At 73.6% G+C, this 18188-nt stretch carries 13 protein-coding genes, 1 tRNA gene, 1 pseudogene and 1 riboswitch; of the genes and pseudogenes, 12 read left to right on the top strand and 3 right to left on the bottom strand.

All coding sequences use genetic code 11. The annotated features are described in order from the left end of the window. The first annotated feature begins 423 nt into the window (after positions 1–423). Positions 424–702: an HU family DNA-binding protein gene (locus P3T27_RS19350; protein WP_280680124.1), complete on the top strand. Its 279-nt coding sequence runs from the start codon at positions 424–426 to the stop codon at positions 700–702. Between the two features lie 74 nt (positions 703–776). Here P3T27_RS19350 and murA read toward each other — a convergent pair whose 3' ends face one another. Continuing rightward, positions 777–2117, bottom strand: coding sequence for a UDP-N-acetylglucosamine 1-carboxyvinyltransferase (gene murA, locus P3T27_RS19345; RefSeq protein WP_280680122.1), 1341 nt, complete (start codon positions 2115–2117; stop codon positions 777–779). Between the two features lie 301 nt (positions 2118–2418). Between murA and P3T27_RS19340 the strand changes: the two genes are divergently transcribed. From P3T27_RS19340 to P3T27_RS19315, 6 genes and pseudogenes are all read left to right on the top strand, one after another. Continuing rightward, entirely contained in the window at positions 2419–3003 is a 585-nt protein-coding gene (locus tag P3T27_RS19340; protein ID WP_280680120.1) for a YqgE/AlgH family protein, read from the top strand. 61 nt (positions 3004–3064) lie between these two features. Continuing rightward, positions 3065–3346, top strand: a complete 282-nt coding sequence (locus P3T27_RS19335) for a DUF3039 domain-containing protein (RefSeq protein WP_280680118.1) — start codon at positions 3065–3067, stop codon at positions 3344–3346. A 114-nt stretch (positions 3347–3460) separates the two neighbouring features. Further along, the gene (locus tag P3T27_RS19330) at positions 3461–5071 is read left to right on the top strand and encodes a beta-N-acetylhexosaminidase (RefSeq protein WP_280680116.1); all 1611 of its coding nucleotides are present in this window, start codon (positions 3461–3463) and stop codon (positions 5069–5071) included. A 310-nt stretch (positions 5072–5381) separates the two neighbouring features. Continuing rightward, a complete protein-coding gene (locus P3T27_RS19325) occupies positions 5382–6248 on the top strand; it encodes an FAD binding domain-containing protein (protein WP_280680193.1) in 867 nt (288 codons plus the stop codon). Between the two features lie 80 nt (positions 6249–6328). After that, a pseudogene (locus P3T27_RS19320) lies at positions 6329–6772 on the top strand ((2Fe-2S)-binding protein); the annotation flags it as partial. Positions 6773–7404: 632 nt separating this feature from the next. Beyond that, positions 7405–9732 (top strand): xanthine dehydrogenase family protein molybdopterin-binding subunit, encoded by a 2328-nt coding sequence (locus tag P3T27_RS19315; protein WP_280680114.1) that lies wholly within the window; start codon positions 7405–7407, stop codon positions 9730–9732. Between the two features lie 98 nt (positions 9733–9830). Here P3T27_RS19315 and P3T27_RS19310 read toward each other — a convergent pair. After that, positions 9831–9902, bottom strand: a tRNA-Cys gene (locus P3T27_RS19310). A gap of 85 nt (positions 9903–9987) precedes the next feature. Further along, positions 9988–10053: riboswitch (guanidine-III (ykkC-III) riboswitch) on the top strand. A gap of 44 nt (positions 10054–10097) precedes the next feature. Between P3T27_RS19310 and P3T27_RS19305 the strand changes: the two genes are divergently transcribed. Then, positions 10098–10412 (top strand): SMR family transporter, encoded by a 315-nt coding sequence (locus tag P3T27_RS19305; protein WP_280680112.1) that lies wholly within the window; start codon positions 10098–10100, stop codon positions 10410–10412. 83 nt (positions 10413–10495) lie between these two features. Continuing rightward, positions 10496–11932 carry an MFS transporter gene (locus P3T27_RS19300; RefSeq protein WP_280680110.1) on the top strand — a complete coding sequence of 479 codons (1437 nt, stop codon included), beginning with the start codon at positions 10496–10498 and terminating at the stop codon, positions 11930–11932. Between the two features lie 3 nt (positions 11933–11935). Here P3T27_RS19300 and P3T27_RS19295 read toward each other — a convergent pair whose 3' ends face one another. Further along, a complete protein-coding gene (locus tag P3T27_RS19295) occupies positions 11936–13252 on the bottom strand; it encodes a hypothetical protein (protein ID WP_280680108.1) in 1317 nt (438 codons plus the stop codon). Between the two features lie 403 nt (positions 13253–13655). On the opposite strand from P3T27_RS19295, the gene P3T27_RS19290 reads away from it, so the two are divergent. From P3T27_RS19290 to P3T27_RS19280, 3 genes are read left to right on the top strand one after another with little or no spacing between them, the layout of a single operon-like run. Beyond that, complete coding sequence (locus P3T27_RS19290) at positions 13656–14300, top strand: class F sortase (RefSeq protein WP_280680106.1); 645 nt, start codon at positions 13656–13658, stop codon at positions 14298–14300. Further along, positions 14297–15622: an alpha/beta hydrolase-fold protein gene (locus P3T27_RS19285; RefSeq protein WP_280680104.1), complete on the top strand. Its 1326-nt coding sequence runs from the start codon at positions 14297–14299 to the stop codon at positions 15620–15622. Before P3T27_RS19290 ends, P3T27_RS19285 begins: the two co-directional genes overlap by 4 nt. Further along, the gene (locus tag P3T27_RS19280) at positions 15619–18168 is read left to right on the top strand and encodes a rhomboid family intramembrane serine protease (RefSeq protein ID WP_280680103.1); all 2550 of its coding nucleotides are present in this window, start codon (positions 15619–15621) and stop codon (positions 18166–18168) included. The genes P3T27_RS19285 and P3T27_RS19280 overlap by 4 nt, the downstream gene beginning before the upstream one ends. Positions 18169–18188 lie beyond the last annotated feature (20 nt).

Raw genomic sequence — 18188 nt, 5'->3', positions numbered from 1 at the left:
ACAAGGGCGAGGGGCGTGTTTGGGCTTGTCGTGCCTAGGGCGTACGGTAGCCCTGCACGGGGCAGGCGTGTCCGACAAGTACGGAACGTCCCCCTGGTCTTCCGGCGCGTCCTCCCGACCGCCGCCCGCGCCCGGTCCGCCGGAGCCGACGGAGCGTCACACCTCCAACGGGCGGGCTTTGTTCGGGTGTCGCGGCCGGGGCCCGATTGGCTTTCTCGGGGCCGGTCGGGGCAGGATTCGTATCCAGGCAGGCGGACGGGCCTTCGACGGCACCGGCGCGCGGCATCGGGTACGGACCCGGCCTGCGACCACGCAATGCCTGCATGAGCACAGTGTGCGGACCTGCGGCCCATCCGGGTGCCCCCCGGTGGGAGTACCGATGGGCCCCCGCACACCGCAAGCGAACAGACCACAGGAGTACACATGAACCGCAGTGAGCTGGTGGCCGCGCTGTCCGAGCGCGCCGAGGTGACCCGCAAGGACGCCGACGCCGTTCTGGCCGCGTTCGCCGAGATCGTCGGCGAGGTCGTCGCCAAGGGCGACGAGAAGGTCACCATCCCCGGTTTCCTGACCTTCGAGCGCACCCACCGTGCCGCCCGCACCGCCCGCAACCCGCAGACCGGTGAGCCGATCCAGATCGCGGCCGGCTACAGCGCCAAGGTGAGCGCCGGCTCCAAGCTCAAGGAAGCCGCCAAGGGCTGAACCGCCCCTTGAACGCCCGAGCGGCCGGGCTCCCCACTGGGGAGCCCGGCCGCTCGGTTTTCCGGCCCCGGTGATCAGGCGTCGACCAGCTGCTCGGTCGGCAGCTCGACGTGGGCGCCCAGGTCGCGCAGCTTCTCCATGAAGTTCTCGTAGCCGCGGTTGATCAGGTCGATGCCGTGCACGGTCGAGGTGCCCTCGGCCGCCAGCGCCGCGATCAGGTACGAGAAGCCGCCGCGCAGGTCCGGGATGACCAGCTCGGCGCCCATCAGCTTGGACGGGCCGGAGACGACCGCCGAGTGCAGGAAGTTGCGCGCGCCGAAGCGGCACGGGGTGGCGCCCAGGCACTCGCGGTACAGCTGGATGTGTGCACCCATCTGGTTGAGCGCGCCGGTGAAGCCGAGCCGCGACTCGTACACCGTCTCGTGGACGATGGACAGCCCGGTGGCCTGGGTCAGCGCGACCACCAGCGGCTGCTGCCAGTCCGTCTGGAAGCCCGGGTGCACGTCGGTCTCCAGGGCGATCGCCTTGAGCTCGCCGCCCGGGTGCCAGAAGCGGATGCCCTCGTCCTCCACCTCGAAGGCGCCGCCGACCTTCCGGAAGGTGTTCAGGAAGGTCATCATCTCCAGCTGGCGGGCGCCGCGGACGTAGATGTCGCCCTTGGTGGCGAGCGCCGCGCAGGCCCAGGAGGCGGCCTCCAGGCGGTCCGGCAGCGCGCGGTGGGTGTAGCCGCCCAGCTCGTCGACGCCGGTGATCAGGATGGTCCGGTCGGTGCCCAGCGTGATGATCGCGCCCATCTTCTGCAGCACGCAGATCAGGTCGACGATCTCCGGCTCGATGGCCGCGTTGCGCAGCTCGGTGACGCCCTCGGCGAGGACGGCGGTGAGCAGCACCTGCTCGGTCGCACCGACCGAGGGGTAGGGCAGCTCGATCCTGGTGCCGCGCAGACGCTGCTGGGCGACCAGGTAGGTGCCCTGCGGGTGCTTCTCGATGGTGGCGCCGAACTGGCGCAGCACCTCGAAGTGGAAGTCGACCGGGCGGCCGCCGATGTCGCAGCCGCCCAGGCCCGGGATGAAGGCGTGGCCGAGGCGGTGCAGCAGGGGGCCGCAGAACAGGATCGGGATCCGCGAGGAGCCGGCGTGCGCGTCGATGTCAGCGACGTTCGCACTCTCCACGTGGGACGGGTCGAGGATCAGCTCGCCGTCCTCGTCGCCCGTGCGCACGGTGACCCCGTGCAGCTGGAGCAGGCCGCGGACCACCTTGACGTCGCGGATGTCCGGGACGTTGCGCAGTCTGCTGGGGCCCTGGCCGAGGAGGGCGGCGACCATGGCCTTGGGCACCAGGTTCTTCGCACCGCGGACGCGGATCTCGCCTTCGAGCGGGTTTCCGCCGTGGACCAGCAGGACGTCGTCGGTCATCGTTCTCGCAATCCGGGGTGCCAGAGGAGTGGGAAGGGGCTCCGGTAGAGAGCCGGTGGTGGACCGGTTGGTACGGGCGCGTTCGGGCCCCCGGCGAAACCGAGTCGGCACCGTAGAAAGGGCGTCCACCATCCGTAGATGGTAGTGGGCGTGCCGATGGTTCCCGTGAGCCTCTCCCGTGATGGTGCTCTCTCCGGGTCCGGTCCCGCCCGCCGGAGGGGCCGTACGGGTGTTCGTCGGGCGTGGAAGTTTCGAGCGTTGCGGTGTCCGACCCCGGCCGTTCTGCGGGATCATGTGTGGCATGACGGCGGCCCATTCGCACGCAGGACGGTCCCACACCGGCCGTCTGCTCGTCGCGACGCCCCTGCTCACCGATCCGAACTTCGCCCGGGCGGTGGTGCTGCTCCTCGACCACGACGTCGAGGGGGCGCTCGGCGTGGTCCTCAACCGGCCGACGCCGGTCGAGGTGGGCAGCGTGCTGGACGGCTGGGGCCGGCTGGTCGGGCAGCCCGCCGTGGTGTTCCAGGGCGGGCCGGTGGCGCTGGACTCGGCGCTCGGCCTCGCCGTGGCGCCGGGGGAGCCGGGCACCGGCGAGCCGCTCGGCTGGCGGCGGGTGCACGGCGCGATCGGCCTGGTGGACCTGGAGGCGCCGCCCGAGGTGCTGGCCGGCGAGCTGGGCGGGCTGCGGATCTTCGCCGGGTACGCCGGCTGGTCGCCCGGCCAGCTGGAGACGGAGCTGGAGAGCGGCGCCTGGTACCTGGTGGACTGCGAGCCGGGGGACATCTCCAGCCCGGAGCCGGAGCGGCTGTGGCGCTCGGTGCTGCGCCGCCAGCGCGGCCCGCTCGCGCTGCTGGCGACCTACCCGGACGACCCGACGCTGAACTGACGCACGGCCCGTCGGCGCGACACTGGCCGGGTTTCGCGGGGCGCCCATAGACTTGGCACCTATGAGCACTCTTGAGCCCGAGCGCGGCCTCGGCACCGGCACCCTGGTCGAGCCCGTCCCGCAGGTGTCCCACGGGGACGGCGACCACGAGCGCTTCGCGCACTACGTCCAGAAGGACAAGATCATGGAGAGCGCGCTCTCCGGATCGCCCGTGGTGGCGCTCTGCGGCAAGGTGTGGGTGCCCGGGCGCGACCCGAAGAAGTACCCGGTCTGCCCGATGTGCAAGGAGATCTACGACGGCATCGGCAAGCCGCAGGGCGGGGACGACAACGGCAACAAGTAGCACCGGCCGCTCCGCGCAGGTGCACGGCGTCGTCGTGCACAGCGCCGTTTTGCATACTGCCGCGTTTCCGAAGTGGTCTATGCCAGTCGTCCAGGGCGGGGGCAGGATGTCGGAATGGACCTCATTCCCGTGCCTTCGAGTGCCGTCCGCCGCCCGGACGAGGACTTCCCCCTCGACGCCACCACCACGCTGACCGCGCCGCCCGGGCTGGCCGACGCCGAGCGGTGGCTGCGCACCGCGCTGTCCGCGGCCACCGGGCTGCCGTTCGGCCCGGGCCGGCCGGGTGCGGGCGTCGAGCTGGTCCAGGACGACGCGCTGGCCGCCGAGGCGTACCGGATCGCGGTGCGCCCCGGCCACGCCCTGATCGCCGCCGGCGGGCCGGCCGGTGCGCTGTGGGGCGCGCAGACCCTGCGGCAGCTGCTCGGCCCGGACGCCTACCGCCGCTCCCCGCTGCGCCGCACCGGCTGGGTGCTGCCCGGCGCGGACATCGCGGACGCCCCCCGGTTCGGCTGGCGCGGCGCGCTGCTCGACGTCGCCCGGCACTTCCTGCCCAAGTCGGACGTGCTGCGCTTCGTCGACCTGCTGGCCGCGCACAAGCTCAACGTGCTGCACCTGCACCTGACCGACGACCAGGGCTGGCGGGTGGAGATCAAGCGCTACCCGGGCCTGACCGAGCGCGGCGCCTGGCGGGACCGCTCGATGGTCGGCTACCGGGCCGGCCAGCGCCGCGACGACCGCCCGCACGGCGGCTACTACACCCAGGACGACCTGCGCGAGATCGTCGCCTACGCGGCCGCGCGCGGGGTCACCGTCGTCCCGGAGATCGACCTGCCCGGGCACACTCAGGCCGCCGTCGCCGCCTACCCCGAGCTGGGCAACACCGACGTGGCGGACACCGCCGCGCTCGGCGTCTGGACGGACTGGGGGGTGAGCCACAACGTGCTCAACGCCTCCGAGGACACCCTGCGGTTCTTCGAGGGGGTGCTGGAGGAGGTCCTGGAGCTCTTCCCGTCCGAGTTCATCCACCTCGGCGGCGACGAGTGCCCCAAGGAGCAGTGGAAGGACAGCGCGGCCGCCCAGGCGCGGATCCGCGAGCTCGGCCTGGCCAACGAGGACGAGCTGCAGAGCTTCGTGATCCGGCACTTCGACCGCTGGCTGGCCGAGCGCGGCCGCCGGCTGATCGGCTGGGACGAGATCCTGGAGGGCGGGCTGGCCCCGCGCGCGGCCGTCTCCTCCTGGCGCGGGTTCGGCGGCGGGATGGCCGCCGCCGAGGCCGGGCACGACGTGGTGATGTGCCCCGAGCAGCACGTTTACTTCGACCACCGGCAGGCCGACGGCCCCGACGAGCCGATCCCGGTCGGCTTCGTGCGCACGCTGGAGGACGTCTACCGCTTCGAGCCGGTGCCCGGGCAGCTGGACGAGACCGCCGCCCGGCACGTGATCGGCACCCAGGCCAACCTGTGGAGCGAGTTCATGGACAGCGCCCGCGACATCGACTACCGGGCCTTCCCCCGGTTGGTGGCCTTCGCCGAGGTCGCCTGGTCCGATCTGCCCACCGAGCCGGCCGAGCGCGACTACGCGGGCTTCGAGCGCCGGCTGGAGACGCACCTGAAGGTGCTGGACGCGCTCGGTGTCGAGTACCGCCCGGCCGACGGTCCGCACCCCTGGCAGCGCCGGCCCGGCGTGGCCGGCCGGCCGATCGAGGGCCCGCCGCCGGTGCGCTGAGTGCGGCGGTTGTCACGTCCCGGGAACTTCTGAGTGGTCATCCGACGTCAAGAACAGATGAACATCTGCCCTGGCCCGATTCGGGTCGGGGCAGATACCGCCCGGTATCCGTCCCAATCGGGCAGTCCCGTTCACCGACCCCGAAATGATCATCGAGCATTGTGTGCCAGAGTTGCCCAACCCGGCCCGATCGCCCGTACCCTACGGGCCAGGCCGGGCTGCTGACGCGGACACCACGGCCGAAGGCCGCGGGCGGCAGGCGATCGATGAGCAAGTGGAGCACGGTGGGACCCAGGTGAACCGGACGATCATGCTGCCGGCCTCCCTCGACGAGGCCGTCGACGCGCTGGCCGCCACCCCGGCCGCGGTACCGGTGGCCGGAGCCACCGACCTGATGGAGGCCGTCAACGCCGGGCGGCTGCGCCCCGCCGCCCTGGTCGGCCTCGGCCGGATCACCGAACTGCGCGGCTGGCGCTACGAGGACGGCGGCACCGCCGTCCTCGGCGCCGGACTCACCCACGCCCGGATGGACCGCCCCGACTTCGCCGCGCTGATCCCCGCGCTCGCGGACGCCGCCCGCACGGCCGGCCCGCCGCAGGTCCGCAACGTCGGCACCCTCGGCGGCAACATCGTCACCGCCGCCCCGGCCGGCGACACCCTCCCGGTGCTCACCGCCCTGGAGGCCAGCGTCACCCTCGCCCGGGCCGGCGCCAGCCGGGAGGTGCCGGTCAGTCACCTGCTCACCGGCCTCGACCCGGTGCGCCCCGGCGAACTGCTCACCTGGGTGCGCGTCCCGCTGCTGCACGCCCCGCAGGTCTTCCTCAAGGCCACCGGCCGCAGCGGCCCGGCCCGCGCCACCGCCTCCGTCGCGCTGGTCCTCGACCCCGCCCGGCGCGCCGTGCGCTGCGCGGTCGGCGCCGTCGCCCCGGTGCCGCTGCGCCCGCTGGAGGCCGAGGCCTGGGTGGCCGGCTGCATCGACTGGGACGGCAGCAGGGAGATCGACCCGGCCGCGACCGCCGCCTTCGGCGAGTACGTGGCCGCCGCGTGCGTCCCCGACAGCTACGGCGCCGAAGGCGCCTGGGAGGCCGTGACCGAGGGGCCGAGCGCGGCCGCCGTTCGGCTGCGGCGTACCGTATCGGTGCTGGCCCGACGGGCACTGGGAAGGGCGCTGAAGTGACCACAGACCCCAACGAGACCCTCGACGCCGACCCGCTCGGCCTCACCCCGCAGGTCAGCCGCGAGCTGCGCCCGTGCGCCTCGTACACCTTGCGGGTCAACGGTTTCGAACGGCCCGTCACCGACGCCTGGATCGGCGAGAGCCTGCTCTACGTGCTGCGCGAGCGGCTCGGCCTGGCCGGCGCCAAGGACGGCTGCGAGCAGGGCGAGTGCGGGGCCTGCTCGGTGCAGGTGGACGGCCAGCTGGTGGCCGGCTGCCTGGTGCCCGCCGCCCTGGCCGCCGACAGCGAGATCAACACCGTCGAGGGCCTGTCGGCCGCCGGCGGCGCGAGCGACGTCCAGCAGGCGCTGGCCGAGTCCGGCGCGGTGCAGTGCGGCTACTGCACCCCCGGCATGGCGATGGCCGTGCACGACCTGCTCCAGCGCAACCACCGCCCGACCGAGGTCGAGGCCCGCCAGGCGCTCTGCGGCAACCTCTGCCGCTGCACCGGCTACCGGGGCGTGCTGGCCGCCGTCCAGAGCATCGCGGACGGGCGCGCCTCGGACGTCGAGGAGGCGGAGGAGACCGCCGAGCAGGCCGAGCAGGCCGCGGCCGCCGACCAGCCCGCCGCCGACCGCCCCGCCGAGGAGCCGGCCGCCGAACCCGCGGCCGCCGTCGAACCGCCGGTCTACACCGACGCCGACGCCTGGATCGAGCACGTCCCGCAGCCGCCCGCCGAGCAGACCCCGGCGGGCGCCGGGGAGCCGTACGGCGACGGGCCGGGCGGCTACGACAGCGGCGTGTACGACACCGCCGTCCTGACGCCGGTCCAGGGCATCCCCGCCCAGACCGCCGACGACCAGGTGTACTACCCGCCGCAGGGCTACCCCGAGCAGCCGTACCAGGGCACCCCCGCCCACGGCACCTACGTGCCCGGCGGCTACCCGCAGCAGAGCGGCTACGACACCGGGTACGACGACGCCCCGGTCTACCAGCCCACCCCCGCGCACGGCACGCCCCTGCCGGGCACCGCCTTCGACGGCACGCCCCCGCACGGCACGCCGTACGTCGCCACGCCCCCGCACGGCGCCCCGGCCGAGGGCACCGCCCCGGCCGGCGTCCCGTACGGCGCCACCCCCGCCCACGGCATCCGGCTCACCGAGGACGACCACGCATCATGACGTCGCCTACCGACATCGGCGCAGCACTCCAGCAGGACGGCGGCGAGGGCGGCGCACCGGAGCCGTTCGGCCTGGGCAGCTCACCGCTGCGCAGCGACGCGCTGCCCAAGGCGCTCGGCATCTACCCGTACGCGGCCGACCTGTGGGCCGAAGGGCTGCTCTGGGGCGCGGTGCTGCGCTCGCCGCACCCGCACGCCCGGATCCGGGGCATCGACACCTCGGCCGCGCTCGCGCTGCCCGGAGTGCACGCCGTGGTCACCGCCGCGGACCTGCCGCCCGGCCCGGACGGCGGCCCGGACGGCGCCCCGGCCGGGCCGATCGTCGCCGACCGGCCGGTGCTGGCCGCGGGCGTGGTGCGCCACCACGGCGAGCCGATCGCCGCGGTGGCCGCCGACCACCCCGACACCGCCCGGCTGGCGGTCGGCCTGATCGCGGTCGACTACGAGCCGCTGGAGGCCGTCACCGACCCCGAGCAGGCCTTCACCGCCCCGGCGCTGCACCCGGACGGCAACCTGTTCCGCCACCTGCCGCTGCGCACCGGGGACCCGGACGCGGTCGGCGAGATCGTCGTCGAGGGCCTCTACCAGGTCGGCCGGCAGGACCCGGCCCCGCTCGGCGCCGAGGCCGGGCTGGCCGTGCCGCGCCCGGACGGCGGCGTCGAACTGCACCTGTCCTCCACCGATCCGCACGGGGACCGCGACCGCACCGCCGCCTGCCTCGGCCTGGAGCCCGACCGGGTCCGGCTGGTGGTCACCGGCGTGCCCGGCGCGACCACCGACCGCGAGGACATCTCCTTCCAGGTCACCCTGGCGCTGCTGGCGCTGCGCACCGGTCGCCCGGTGAAGATGACCCTCACCCGCGAGGAGTCCTTCCAGACCCACACCTCGCGCCACCCCGCGCTCCTGCGCTACCGCCACCACGCCGACGCCGAGGGCACCCTGGTGAAGGTCGAGGCGCAGATCCTGCTGGACGGCGGCGCGTACGCGGACGTCTCCGCCGAGGCGCTGGCCGCCGCCACCGCCTTCTCGGTCGGCCCGTACGTCTGCCCGAACGTCTTCGTGGACGCCTGGGCGGTGCGCACCAACAACCCACCGGCCGGGCGGATGCGCGGCGAGGGCGCACTGCAGGCCTGTTTCGCCTACGAGTCGCAGCTGGACCAGCTGGCCGCCCGGCTCGGCGTGGACCCGGTGGAGATCCGCCGCCGCAACGCGATGGCCACCGGCGACCCGATGCCCACCGGACAGGCCGTCACCTGCCCGGCGCCGGTGGGCGCGCTGCTGGAGGCCGTCGCGGCCGAGCCGCTGCCGGCCCTGCCGGTGGACGACCCGGACGCCGAGTGGCTGCTGCCGGGCGGGCCCGGCGGCGCCGGCGATCCGGCGGCGGTGCGGCGCGGGATCGGCTACGCCGTCGGCATGGTGCACATGCTCGGCGCCGAGGGCGAGGACGAGGTCTCCACGGCCACCGTGCGGGTCAGTGGCGACCACGCCACGGTGATCTGCGCGGCCGTCGACTCCGGGCAGGGCTTCGCCACGCTGGCCCGGCAGATCGTGCAGACCGTGCTGGGCGTCAGCGAGGTGTACATCGCGCCGGCCGACAGCGACCAGTCGATCGCCGGGCCCTCCGCCCGTGGACGGCACACCTGGGTCTCCGGCGGCGCCGTCGAGCGCGCCGCGCTGATGGTGCGCCACCAGCTGCTGCAGCCGATCGCCGCCAACTTCGGGATGTCGGTGGAACTGCTGCAGATCGCCGACGGCAAGATCACCTCGTACGACGGGGTGCTCGGCATGCCGGTCGCCGAGGCGCTGGAGGGCAAGGAGCTCTGGGCGACCGCGCAGTGCCGCCCGCACCCCACCGAGCCGCTGGACGAGTCCGGGCAGGGCGACGCCTTCGTGTCCATCGCGTTCTGCGCGATGCGCGCGGTGGTGGACGTGGACATCGAGCTGGGCGCCGTCCGGGTGGTCGAGATGACGGTCGCCCAGGACGTCGGCCGGGCGCTGAACCCGCGACAGATCGAGGACCGGATCGAGGCGGGCGTGGCCCAGGGTGTCGGCCTGGCCCTGCTGGAGGACCTGCGCACCGAGGGCGGCGTGCTGCAGAACCCCTCGCTCACCGGCTACCGGCTGCCCACCGCCCTGGACACCCCGGAGGTGCGGATCGCCGCCCTGCTGGAGGAGCGGGACGTGGTCGCCACCTTCGGCGCCAAGGCGGTCAGCGCCGTCCCCGCGGTGGTCGCCCCGGCGGCCGTCGCCGCCGCCGTCCGGGCCGCCACCGGACTGCCGGTCGGCCGGCTGCCGATCCGGCCGGAGGACGCGGTCGCGGTCTGACGGACCGGGGCGGGCGGCTTTGCGCCGACCGCCCCGGAAACGCCTGAAAAGGAATTGCCGATCGACGGAATGTCGACCGGCAATTCCTTTTTCCAGTGAGGCCATGACGGGAATCGAACCCGTGTACACCGCTTTGCAGACGGTTCCCTAAGCCACTCGGGCACACGGCCAGTGAATTCATAGTGGCGGAATACGTGGGGGGCCGTCAACGGCGGAATGTAAATTCTGTATGGCAACCTGTGTTACCGTCGGAGCCAGGTGGCCGGTGTCCGGCCACCCCGGACGAGCGCGTCGTACCCGGTGACGACAAGACGGCGCAGTTCAGCGGCAATCCGGCCGCTGTGGACTGCGGAGGTACGGCCGTCATGGCTTGGCTCGTTCTGATCGTCTCGGGTGTCCTGGAGACCGTGTGGGCGGTGGCCCTGGAGTCGTCCAAGGGCTTTTCCCGGCTCGTCCCCAGCCTCGTCTTCGGCGTCGCCCTGCTGTTGAGCATGGGCGGGCTGGCGTACGCGATGCGCACCATTCCGATCGGCACCGGGTACGCGGTGTGGGTCGGCATCGGCGCGGTCGGCACCGCGCTCTACGGCATGGCCGTCCTGGGGGACGCGGTGACGGCGGCCCGGATCGGCTGCCTGCTGCTCATCGTCTCCGGCGTGGTCGGCCTGAAGGTGCTGCACTGACCTCGGGCCTAGGTCCTGAGACCTAGCTGGTCACCAACTCCGGTCAGGGGTCACGGACGAAGACGGCCCTTACGATGTCACCCATGACCACTGCCTCCCCCACCTCGGTCGACTCCGCGCCGATACCCCTCGATGACGACCCCGGCGGCGGGGTGCTCAGCGGCCGCTACCGGGCGCTGACGCTGGGGATCGTCTCGGTGGTCCTGCTGCTCGCCTTCGAGGCGACGGCCGTCAACACCGCGATGCCGGTGGCGGCCCGTCAGCTGGACGGCATCGGGCTGTACGCCTTCGCCTTCTCCGGCTACTTCACCACCACGCTGTTCGCCCTGGTCGTCTCCGGCCAGTGGTGCGACCGGCGCGGCCCGCTCCAGCCGCTGTTCACCGGCATCGCGGTGTTCGGCATGGGCCTGGTGGTGGCCGGGACGGCGCCGGGGATGTGGGTGTTCGTGGCCGGGCGGGCGATCCAGGGCCTGGGCGGCGGACTGGTGATCGTCGCCCTGTACGTGGTGGTCGGCCGGGCCTACCCGGAGCGGCTGCGCCCGGCGGTGTTCGCGGCCTTCTCCTCGGCCTGGGTGCTGCCCTCGATCGTCGGCCCGGTGGTCTCCGGGGCGATCACCCAGCACCTGGGCTGGCGCTGGGTGTTCCTGGCCGTCCCGGTGCTGATCCTGCTGCCGCTGGCGGTGATGGGCCCGGCGCTGGCCCGCTCCGAGCGGGACCACCCGGTGCTCAAGGGCGCGGACTTCGACCGCCGGCGCACCGTGCTGGCCGCGATGGCGGCGCTCGGGGCCGGCCTGCTGCAGTACGCGGGCCAGCGGCTGGACCTGATCGGGCTGCTCCCGGCGGCGGCCGGGGCGGCGCTGCTGCTGCCCGCCGTGCTGGGGCTGCTGCCCACCGGGACGCTGCGGGCCGGGCGCGGGCTGCCCACGGTGATCCTGCTGCGCGGGGTGGCCGCGGGGGCGTTCTTCGCGGCCGAGTCGTTCATCCCGCTGATGATGGTCACCCAGCGCGGCCTGTCGCCGACGCTGGCCGGGCTCACCCTGACCAGCGGCGGCCTGTCCTGGGCGCTGGGCTCGTGGTTGCAGGGGCGGCCTGGGGCCGAGCGCTACCGCGAGGCGATGATCCGGGGCGGGTTCGTACTGACCGCGGTGGCGATCGCGGGCGCCGCGCTGGTGCTGGTCCCGGCGGTGCCGGCCTGGGCGGCGGCGGTGGCCTGGGGCGTCGGCGGGATCGGGATGGGGCTGACGGTCGCGAGCGTCAGCGTCCTGATGATGAAGCTGTCCACGCCGGAGGACGCCGGGGCCAACTCGGCCTCGCTGCAGATGAGCGACGCGCTGGGCAACGTGCTGCTGGTCGGCCTGTCCGGGGTGCTCTTCGCGGCGCTGGGCGGCGGCTCGGTGGCCGCCGCCCACGAGGGCGTCGAGGGTGCCGGCTCGACCGGCGCCTTCGCGGTGATCTTCCTGACCATGACCGGGGTGGCCCTGCTGGGCGCGCTGGTCTCCGGCCGGGTCCGCAAGGCCTGACGGTCAGCCGACGGCGGAGGCGGTGGCGCCGGCGGAGGGCACCGGCGGCGCCGCCGGGGTGCCGAGGAAGCTCCCCCAGCCGCCTGCCGGCGACTGGCCCGGGGCGAGGCTCTGCAGCTTGCGCAGCACCGCCGGGTCCTGGGCGTCCAGCCAGTCCACCAGCTGGCGGAACGAGACCAGCCGGACCTCGGGCTTGCCCGCGATGCTCTTCAGCACCTCCTCGACGGCGTTCATGTAGATGCCGCCGTTCCACTCCTCGAAGTGGTTGCCGATGATGTACGGCGCGCGGTTGCTGTTGTACGTGCGGTCGAAGCCCATCAGGTAGGAGTCGCGGGCCTGGGTCTGGAAGCCCGGGTGGAGCGCCGGGTCGGCCTTGGTGTTGGGGCCGCACTGGTTGTACATGATGTTGTAGTCCATCGACAGCACCTGGAAGGTGTGCCCGGGGAAGGGGATGGACTGCAGCGGGAGGTCCCAGAGCGCGCCGCCCTGGATCTTCTGCGGCCACACCTGGGTGCCGTTGCCGCTGCTGTCGTAGCGCCAGCCGCGCTTGACGGCGGTGGGCAGCAGGTTGCGCTGGCCCTCCAGGCAGGGGGTGCGGCTGCCGATCAGCTCCTTGCGGTAGTCGAAGGGCAGCGCGGGCAGGTCGGTGAAGCCGGTGTTGGTCCGCCAGTTGGTCACGAAGTCCATCGCCTGCTGGATCTCGCTGTCCCACTCCTCCGGGGACCACTTGCCGACGCCGGTGGAGCCGCAGAAGTGGCCGTTGAAGTGGGTGCCGATCTCGTGGCCCTCCAGCCAGGCCGCGTGCACGTTCTCCAGGGTGTCGTGGATGTGCTGGTCGCTCAGGTAACCGATCTCGGAGGCGCCGACCTTGTGCTGCGGGGGGCGGTAGAGGTCCTTCTTGGACTCGGGCAGCAGGTAGAGGCCGCTGAGGAAGAAGGTCATCGACGCGTTGTGCTCCCGCGCCAGCCGGCGGAAGCGGGCGAACAGGCCGTTGTCGAGCTCGCCGGCGCCGTCCCAGGAGAAGACCACGAACTGCGGCGGGCGCTCGCCGGCCTTGAGGCGTTCGGGGACGGGCTGGTGGGGCTGGGCGCCGGTGTCGGAGGTGGAGCCGTCGCCGATCAGGGCGGCCTGCGGCTTGGGGGCGGGTGCGGGGATGCCGCCCCGGGTGGTGGCCGCGTCGCTGGTGGGGACGGCGGCGGGGAACCCGGCGCCGGTCGCCCGCTCTCCGCCGCCGACGCTGTTGCTGCCGCAGCCGGCCGCCAGGGTGGCGGCGGTGGCCGCTCCGGCGGCCAGCAGGGTTCGGCGGGAGAGAGCGTCCATGGTCACTCCGTTCATGAGGCGTTCAGCATGCGTACAGGCGTGCGAAAGTCCGGTCGGACGAGTGGGGTGATAGAACCCGTGACCGGGTCAGCATGGCATGTGGGCTCGATCGGTCGGAGAGGCTCCACGGACGGTCGTAATCGATCGCCTGATTGACGCAACCGGATCGACCCCGTCCGCCGTCGAAGCTCATGCCGAGGTGTCCGGGCGGCGTCGACGCCTGGGGGCCGGCCGTCGCGTTCCGTCACGGGGCACCCACTCGGCGCAGTGATCGGACCGGTGGCCCTGCCGATCGGCGGGTGTCGGTACGACCGTCGTATGGACGTGCTTTAAGGTCCGATCGGATTGAATTGTTCCCAGGGAACTCCCAGGATCGGGAATCCGTCGGCAGAGGGGAGCGCCCGTGGGCGTCCAGCAGAGCAGGGGCCCGTGGCCGGGCACCCTGGCGGCCGGTGCCGCGCTGGTGCTCGGCGCCTGGCTGCTGCACGACGGCGGACCGGGCGCGCCGCCGCCCGTCCCCGGCGTCGCGCAGGCCCTGTCCGGCTTCGCCCCGGTCTCCGTCGTTCCGCCGCTCGGCCCGTCCGACCCCATCCGGATCCGCATCCCGGTCGTCCGGCTGGACGCCCCGGTGACTACGCTCGGCCTCGACTCCCGCGGCCACCTCCAGGCCCCGCCCGAGGCGGACCGCAACCTGGCGGGCTGGTACCGCGGCGGGGCCAGCCCCGGGCAGCGCGGCACCGCCATCCTGGCCGGACACGTCGACAACAAGGCAGGCCCGGCCGTCTTCTACCATCTGGGAGCACTGCGCCGCGGCGACCGGATCGAGATCGTCCGCGCGGACGGCGCCGTCGCCGTCTACCAGCTGTACGCCATCGAAGTGCACGACCGAAAGGACTTCCCGGACGACCGGGTGTACCGCCAGGCCGCCGACGCACAGCTGCGGGTCATCACCTGCGGCGGCGCGTACAGCGACGAGCACGGCTACGAGGGCAACGTCGTCGCCTACGGCTTCCTGGCCGACACCACCCGGCCGGGTAAACCCGCATGACCACGCTGACCCTCGCCACCCGCTGGAACCCGATCGACTGGCCGCTCACCCACGGCCCGATTCCGTACGCCGTGTACGTCGTCGGCTGGGTCGCGCTGCTCGCGCTCGCCGTCGGCCGGAGCCGGAGCTGGTGGCGCTTCCGGCTGCCCGCCGCCCTGTTCACCGCGGCGGCCCTGAGCCTGCTGCTCGACGTCGTGGTCGACGGCTGGTGGCACCCCTTCCCCGAGGGCACGCCCGAGTACGTCACCTGGTGGATCGCCGTCGCCCTGCTCGGCTTCTGCCTGGCCGGCTGGCGAATACGCCGACTGGCCTGGCGGCGCAAGGCGCTCGCGCTCGGCCTGAGCTCGCTGGTGCTGCTGATGGCCGCCTCCGAGATCAACATCGGGTTCGGGCAGTTCCCGAGCGGCCGGGTGATGCTCGCGCCGTGGCTGACCAAGACCGACGACCTGGTCGCACCCAAGGTCGCGCGGACGGCCGCCGCCCCGGCGGACAAGGTGCTCTCCGAGGTCTGGAAGCCCCCGGCGGACCTGCCGGACAAGGGCACCGTCTCGGTGGTGCCGATCCCCGGGACCAAGTCCGGCTTCCAGGCCCGCGACGCGTACGTCTACCTGCCGCCCGCCTACCAGGCCAACCCGCGCCCGCTGCTGCCGGTGGTCATGCTGATCAGCGGCCAGCCCGGCATCCCGGGGGACTGGGTGCTCTCCGGGCAGGTGAACGAGGCGATGGACGACTTCGCGAAGGAGCACGGCGGCCTCGCGCCGATCGTGGTGATGCCGGATCAGCTGGGCTCGACCTGGGCCAACACGCTCTGCCTGGACTCCAAGATCGCCAACGTGCACACCTACCTGGCCGAGGACGTCCCCGACTGGATCCACCAGAACCTGCAGACCGCCCAGGGCCGGAAGTCCTGGGCCGTGGGCGGCGCCTCGATGGGCGGCACCTGCGCGCTCCAGCTCGGCGTCAACGCCCCCGACGTCTTCGGCACCGTGCTCGACATGTCCGGGCAGCTGGAGCCCACCCTGGGCACCCGGGCCGACACCGTCAACGCGGCCTACGACGGGGACGAGGCGAAGTTCGACGCCGTCGACCCGGTCCAGGTGATGGCCCGCAAGCGGTTCCCGGACACCGCCGTCGCCATGGTGGTCGGCAAGAACGACACCGAGTTCCGGCCGCAGATGGAGGAGGTCTACAAGTCCGTGAAGGCGGCCGGGATGAAGGCCAAGTTCGAGCTGATGCCGGGTGACCACGGCTGGGTCGTGTTCCGCCCCGGCATCGTCCAGCAGATCCCCTGGCTCGCCCAGCAGACCGGGCTGATCAGGTGATCGGCGTCGGCACCGCGCCCGCCGTCGTCGGCGAGCGCCAACAGGAGGCGGACCGGCCGGACCGCGGCCCGGTCACCCGGACGCCGGAGCCGGGCCCGCAGCGGGCCCGCCGGGCGGCCCGGGCACTCGGCGGGTGGCTGCGCTCGGCGCCGCTGACGCTGGTGCTGCTGGCCGGGCTCTGGGCGCTCGGCGCGGCCACCGGCAGCCTGGCCCACGGGCCGTCGGAGCGGCTGCTCGACCGGGTCGGGGTCGGCCTGCCCACCCTCGCCGAGGGCCGTTGGTGGACGCCGTTCACCTCGCTGTTCTGGTGCTCCGGCGCGGGCTCGTACGTGTTCACCAGCCTGCTGCTGCTCCTGGTCGGCCCGGCCGCCGAGCACCGGCTCGGGCGGGTGCGCACGCTCGCGGTGCTGGTCGGCGGGCAGCTGGCGGGCACCCTGCTCGGCGCCGGGCTGATCGCGGTCGGCTCCCGGGTCGGCGAGCAGTGGACCGCCTCGGTGGCCGACCAGACCGCCGTCGGCCCCGCCATCGGCCTGTTCACCCTGGCCGGGGTGCTCGGCTACCGGCTGACCGTGCTCTGGCGCCGCCGGCTGCACCTGCTGGTGCTGCTCGTCCCGCTGGTCATGACCCTCTACGTGGGCCACCTGCAGAGCGTCCAGCGGTGCGCCGCCGCGCTCGTCGGGCTGGGCGTCGGCGCACTGCTCGGCCGGGGCCGGCTGCGGCTGCGCACCCACCGCTCCTCGCACTCCGAGACCCGGGTGCTGGTGGCGGTCTGCCTGGTGGCCGCCGCCCTCGGGCCGCTGATCGCCTCGCTGTACGACAACGCCAGCGGGCCGTTCAACACCTTCTCCGAGCTGTACTTCTCGCACCGGCTCAGCCCGGACGAGGTGGCCGACCTCTGCGCGGTCTCGGCGCACGACTGCGCCCGCGCGCACGCCGTGGAGCGGATCTTCGACACCCCGGGCCGCCTGATGGCCGCCGTCTTCCCGGCCCTGCTGCTGGTCCTGGCCGAGGGGCTGCGCCGGGGGCTGCGGCTCGCCTGGCGGGTCACCATCGCCACCGAGCTGCTCTGGGCGGGGCTGCTGTGCTGGCTGTACCTCGGCTCCGGCCCGGTCGGCGGCGACGCGGTCCAGTACTTCGTCGAGGCGCTGCTGCTGCCGCTGCTGACCATCGGCCTGCTGCTGGCCAACCGCCAGCGGTTCCGGCTGCGGCTGTCCGGCCGGTCGGTGCGCCGGCTGGCGGCGCTGACCGGCGGCGCCGCGCTGGCCGCCTCCGCCGCGTACACCGGGCTCGGCGTCCTCGCGGCCGACCAGTTCGAGCCCGGGGCGACCTTCCGCAGGCTGCTGCACGGGCTGCCGGCGCAGTTCCTGCCGCCCGCGTACAACGACCTGACGCCGGACTACCCGATCGCGGTCGGCCCGGTGGCGCTCCTCCTGGAGACGTACTGCGGGCTGGCGTTCTGGGTGGTCGCGCTGAGCGCGCTGCTGCTCGCCTTCCGCCGGCCGGTGGTGCACACCGACGCGGCGGCGGCCGCCCGGGCCAGGGCGCTGCTCACCGCGCACGGCGGCGGGACGCTGTCGTTCATCACCACCTGGGACGGCAACCACTACTGGTTCGACGAGGAGGGCCGGGCGGCGGTCGCCTACCGGGTGCTGGGCACCGTGGCGCTGACCACCGGCGACCCGTTCGGCGCGCCGGAGGCCCGGGCCGGGGCGGTGGCCGGCTTCGCCCGGTACTGCGACGCGCGGGGCTGGACGCCGTGCCTCTACAGCGTCTCCCCGCAGACCAGGGCCGCCGCCGGGCAGCTCGGCTGGCGCTCGGTGCAGGTCGCCGAGGACACCGTGGTCGCGCTGCCCGAGCTGGCCTTCACCGGCCGCAAGTGGCAGGACATCCGGACGGCGCTCAACAAGGCCGGCAAGCAGGGCATCACCGCCGAGTGGTGGGCCTACCACGAGGCGCCGCTCGCGCTGCGGGACCAGATCCGGGCGATCTCCGAGGAGTGGGTCTCCGAGAAGGGCCTGCCCGAGATGGGCTTCACGCTCGGCGGGCTGGAGGAGCTGGACGACCCGGACGTCCGGGTGCTGATCGCGGTGGACGAGCAGCGCGTCGTGCACGGGCTGACCAGCTGGATGCCGGTGTACGAGGACGGCGTGCCGGTCGGCTGGACGCTGGACTTCATGCGCCGGCGCTCGGACGGCTTCCGCGGCGTCAACGAGTTCCTGATCGCCTCGGCCGCGCTGGGCTTCAAGGAGGAGGGCGCGCGCTTCCTGTCGCTCTCCGGCGCGCCGCTGGCCCGTTCCGGGCAGGACGAGGGGCCCACCGGCCTGCAGCGGATGCTGGACTGGATGGGCCGGGTGCTGGAGCCGGTGTACGGCTTCCGCTCGCTGCTCGCGTTCAAGGCGAAGTTCCAGCCGGAGTACCGGCCGATGTACATGGCGTACCCCGACCCCGCCGCGCTGCCCAGCATCACCAGGGCGATCGGCAAGGCGTACCTGCCGCACCTGACGCCGGCGCAGGGCGTCCGGCTGATGCGCAGGCTGTCGGGCTGAGGGCGGCGGCGCCGGACGGG

This window comes from Kitasatospora sp. MAA19, assembly GCF_029894125.1.
Taxonomy (GTDB): Bacteria; Actinomycetota; Actinomycetes; order Streptomycetales; family Streptomycetaceae; genus Kitasatospora.
This window is presented reverse-complemented; position numbering and strand designations above follow the sequence as displayed.

What these genes read in the sequence shown, in the direction of transcription:
- P3T27_RS19330 (WP_280680116.1), top strand. Translation starts at nt 3,461, where the DNA reads ATGGACCTCATTCCCGTGCCTTCGAGTGCCGTCCGCCGCCCGGACGAG.
- P3T27_RS19305 (WP_280680112.1), top strand. Translation starts at nt 10,098, where the DNA reads ATGGCTTGGCTCGTTCTGATCGTCTCGGGTGTCCTGGAGACCGTGTGG.
- P3T27_RS19315 (WP_280680114.1), top strand. Translation starts at nt 7,405, where the DNA reads ATGACGTCGCCTACCGACATCGGCGCAGCACTCCAGCAGGACGGCGGC.
- P3T27_RS19295 (WP_280680108.1), bottom strand. Translation starts at nt 13,252, where the DNA reads ATGGACGCTCTCTCCCGCCGAACCCTGCTGGCCGCCGGAGCGGCCACC.
- P3T27_RS19300 (WP_280680110.1), top strand. Translation starts at nt 10,496, where the DNA reads ATGACCACTGCCTCCCCCACCTCGGTCGACTCCGCGCCGATACCCCTC.
- murA (WP_280680122.1), bottom strand. Translation starts at nt 2,117, where the DNA reads ATGACCGACGACGTCCTGCTGGTCCACGGCGGAAACCCGCTCGAAGGC.
- P3T27_RS19325 (WP_280680193.1), top strand. Translation starts at nt 5,382, where the DNA reads ATGCTGCCGGCCTCCCTCGACGAGGCCGTCGACGCGCTGGCCGCCACC.
- P3T27_RS19285 (WP_280680104.1), top strand. Translation starts at nt 14,297, where the DNA reads ATGACCACGCTGACCCTCGCCACCCGCTGGAACCCGATCGACTGGCCG.
- P3T27_RS19350 (WP_280680124.1), top strand. Translation starts at nt 424, where the DNA reads ATGAACCGCAGTGAGCTGGTGGCCGCGCTGTCCGAGCGCGCCGAGGTG.
- P3T27_RS19340 (WP_280680120.1), top strand. Translation starts at nt 2,419, where the DNA reads ATGACGGCGGCCCATTCGCACGCAGGACGGTCCCACACCGGCCGTCTG.
- P3T27_RS19335 (WP_280680118.1), top strand. Translation starts at nt 3,065, where the DNA reads ATGAGCACTCTTGAGCCCGAGCGCGGCCTCGGCACCGGCACCCTGGTC.